Below are 2,998 nucleotides of genomic sequence, written 5' to 3' on the forward strand. Positions count from 1 at the left end.
GAACACCGCCACACTGCCCAGCCAGATCAGCAGCTCGATCATGCGGGTTCTCCTTGCGAGCGGGCCTCCTGCGCGGGCAGGGGCGCCCGGCGCAGGTGGCGCTGCCCCGAGTTCGCCTTGCGGCCCGGCGCATCGAAGCCGCCCAGCCGGGCGCGGTACTCGGCCGGCGTGCAGCCGACCTGGCGCACGAAGGCGCGGCGCATGCGCTCGTCGTCGACGAAACCGCTCTGCGCCGCGATCGCCTTGATCGACACCGGCGAGGCCTCCAGCAGGTGGCAGGCGCGCTCGACGCGCAGTTGCTCCACCACCTTGGCCGGCGTCTGCCCGGTGCTGCGCACGAAGAAGCGCGCGAAGTTGCGCGGGCTCATGCCGGCGCGCCCGGCCATGTCGGTCACGGTGGTGGGCTGGCTCAGCCGCGTCGCGACCCAGCCGAGCAGGTCGGTCAGCATGCTGTCGGCACCACGCTGCGCGAGGCGCTCCTGCAGGTTCAGCAAGGTGCTGCGCTGCGCCTGGCTCCCCGAGCGCGCCATGAACACCACCAGCTCGCGCGCCACGTCCAGGCCGATCTGCGGGCCCAGGTCGGCCCGCACCAGCGCGAGCGCCATGTCGATGCCGGCCGTCATGCCGGCGGCCGTCCACACCTTGCCCGCTTGCACGTAGATCGGGTCGTCGTCCAGCTGCACGCGCGGATAGCGCGTTCTGAAATCGTCGCCATGACCGGCCAGCGTGACCGCGCGCTTGCCATTCAACAGGCCCGCGGCGGCCAGCAGGAACGAGCCGGTGCCGATCGAGCCGACGCGTCCCGCCTTCGGTGCGACYTGGCCGATCCAGTCGATCAGCACCGCATCGCGCAGCACGGGCCCGATCTCCGGGCCGCCGCACACCAGCAGCGTGTCGATGCCGGCCGGCGTGAGCGTCTCCAGCGGCGCCGTCTGCAGCGCCAGCCCCGACGAGCTGCCGACCAGGCCGCCGCGCCGCGRGACGCTGGTCACGCGGTAGGCCGGTGGCCGCTCGGCGCGTGCCAGCACGGCATTGGCGACGGTGAAGACTTCGGCCGGACCGGCCACGCTGACGATGCTCGATCCGTCCGGCACGAGCATGGCGATGCTTCGCACATCCGAGATGGCTTCCATTTTTTTGTACCCCCTGTCCCAACTTTGTTGCTGTTCGTAACTGGGTTCTATCTTCTCCGGCTCGTGTGGAATCTGAGTGTGCAATTTTTTGCACATCGACCTCCCTTGGCGCGAATGGAGGTCGTATTGGCCTGAACCGATGGATGGGTTCTCCCGCGGGTTGTCAAGTCATCGTCAATCGCACGGCTTCGGGCGCGTCTTCCCGGGTGTTGATCTCGACCAGCAGGCCGCCCGGCGCGACGCAGAAGAAGCGGGTGCCGCGCGGGCTCTTGACCAGGTCGACCTGCATTTCAATGCCGTCGGCCTTGAAGCGCGTGTACAGCGTGCGCACGTCCTCGGCGGTCGGCAGCTCGAAGCCGATGTGGAAGTTGCGCGGCCAGTCGACCTCGAAGCCCTGCGCCTGCTCGAGCACGATGTCGAAGCCCGGCCGCTTCAGGATGTTGTGGCCGGGGTAGGCGGTGCTGGTGCAGCCGAGCCGCTGCTCGAAGAAGCGCGTCGACGCGGCGAGGTCGTTCGAAGGGAAGCTCAGGTGGTTGAGCTTCATCGCGGTGGTGATGTCGTTCATGGGGCGATGCCTCGTGGTGAGAAAGGAAGGCATCGTAGGAAGCGGGCGCCATTCGCTCTACTCGCATCGGCGCCCGGGCCGCGGCCCCTGGCCGCGCGGGGGGCTCAGCGGAGGCCCGCGATGCCCGACTCGCTTTCGGGGCCGTCGGCGGCCAGCCGCAGGTAGCCGAAGACGGCCGCCTCGACGCGCCGCCGCAGCCCGGCCTCGTCGGTCTCGCCGCGCTCGCCGGCGCCGTCGACGATGCCGCGCACGATGGCGCCGACATCGGACACCGCCAGTTCGTGGTCGCGCTGGCGCGGCAGGTCGGCGCGGCCCAGCAGCTCGGAGACGACCGCGCGGAACGCCCCCTTGCTCACCGCGGCGCGCAGCTCCGGGCGGCTCTCCTCCACGTCGAGCAGGCGTGCCAGTTCGGGCCGGCGCAGCTGTTGTGCCACGGCGGCGGCGATCAGCACGCGCAGGGCCGCGGTGCTATCGGCCTGCTGCAGCGCGGCGTGGGCCTCGGCGTGGAAGCGTTCGCCCTCACGCTGCATCAGCCCGAGCGTCAGCGCCTCCTTCGACGGAAAGTATTGGTACAGCGAGCCGATGCCGACGCCCGCGCGCTCGGCCACCGCATTCGTGTTGAAGCCGGCGATGCCGCGCGCTTCGAGCACCTGCGCCGCGGCCTCGAGCAGCGCCTCGACGGTGCGCTGCGAACGGGCCTGCCGGGGCGCCTTGCGGGGGGTCAGGGACGGGGTGCGGGGCATGGGGGTGGATTCTCGCGCGCCGTAGGCTATGCTGCGCCGAGCCCAGCCTACAAGGATGACCATGACCCGCCTGACCACCGTTCGCGCAGCCTGCCTGTCTGCGCTGTCGCTCCTGGCCCTGGCCACCACGCTGCCCGGCCATGCCGAGAGCTTCGCGTCCTCGGCATCGAGCGCCGGCTCGGCCTCGTCGGGCAGCGTCTCCGATTCGATCAAGGGATCGAGCAACAGCTCCAAGCGCGACAAGGAAGTGGCCGAAGGGCAGTACCGCGTGATCGACGTGGCCGAGGTGGCGGAAGCCGCCGGCCGCCCCGCGATGCTGCAGCTGACGCTGCGCGCCACCGAGGCCGGGGCCGAGCGCGAGTTCATCCTCGAGCTGCCGCGCCAGGCGCTGGCCGCGCGCCCGCTGGGCACCGGCGACCTGGTGCAGGCGAACCAGCGGCCGTACGGCTTCGAGTTCGCGCGCGTCGACACCCGCGAGGCCTTCTTCCTCGTGCTGACCGACGACTGGCGGCGTGATCTCGATTCGCGCGTCGTCACGCTGTGATGCGGCGGTGAGG

At 70.8% G+C, this 2,998-nt stretch carries 4 protein-coding genes; 1 reads left to right on the forward strand and 3 read right to left on the reverse strand.

Translation table 11 applies throughout. The features are described from left to right. Positions 1-38: 38 nt before the first annotated feature. From AC1D01_RS27765 to AC1D01_RS27775, 3 genes are all read right to left on the reverse strand, one after another. A complete protein-coding gene (locus AC1D01_RS27765; RefSeq protein WP_477872148.1) occupies positions 39-1,100 on the reverse strand; it encodes a GlxA family transcriptional regulator in 1,062 nt (353 codons plus the stop codon). A 196-nt stretch (positions 1,101-1,296) separates the two neighbouring features. Further along, positions 1,297-1,698, reverse strand: coding sequence for a VOC family protein (locus tag AC1D01_RS27770; protein WP_477872150.1), 402 nt, complete (start codon positions 1,696-1,698; stop codon positions 1,297-1,299). Between the two features lie 104 nt (positions 1,699-1,802). Continuing rightward, a complete protein-coding gene (locus AC1D01_RS27775; protein ID WP_477872152.1) occupies positions 1,803-2,441 on the reverse strand; it encodes a TetR/AcrR family transcriptional regulator in 639 nt (212 codons plus the stop codon). 61 nt (positions 2,442-2,502) lie between these two features. Here AC1D01_RS27775 and AC1D01_RS27780 point away from each other — a divergent pair, with 61 nt between their 5' ends. Further along, positions 2,503-2,985: a hypothetical protein gene (locus tag AC1D01_RS27780; protein ID WP_477872154.1), complete on the forward strand. Its 483-nt coding sequence runs from the start codon at positions 2,503-2,505 to the stop codon at positions 2,983-2,985. Positions 2,986-2,998: the final 13 nt, after the last annotated feature.

The organism is Rhizobacter sp. P3_B12 (assembly GCF_056402895.1).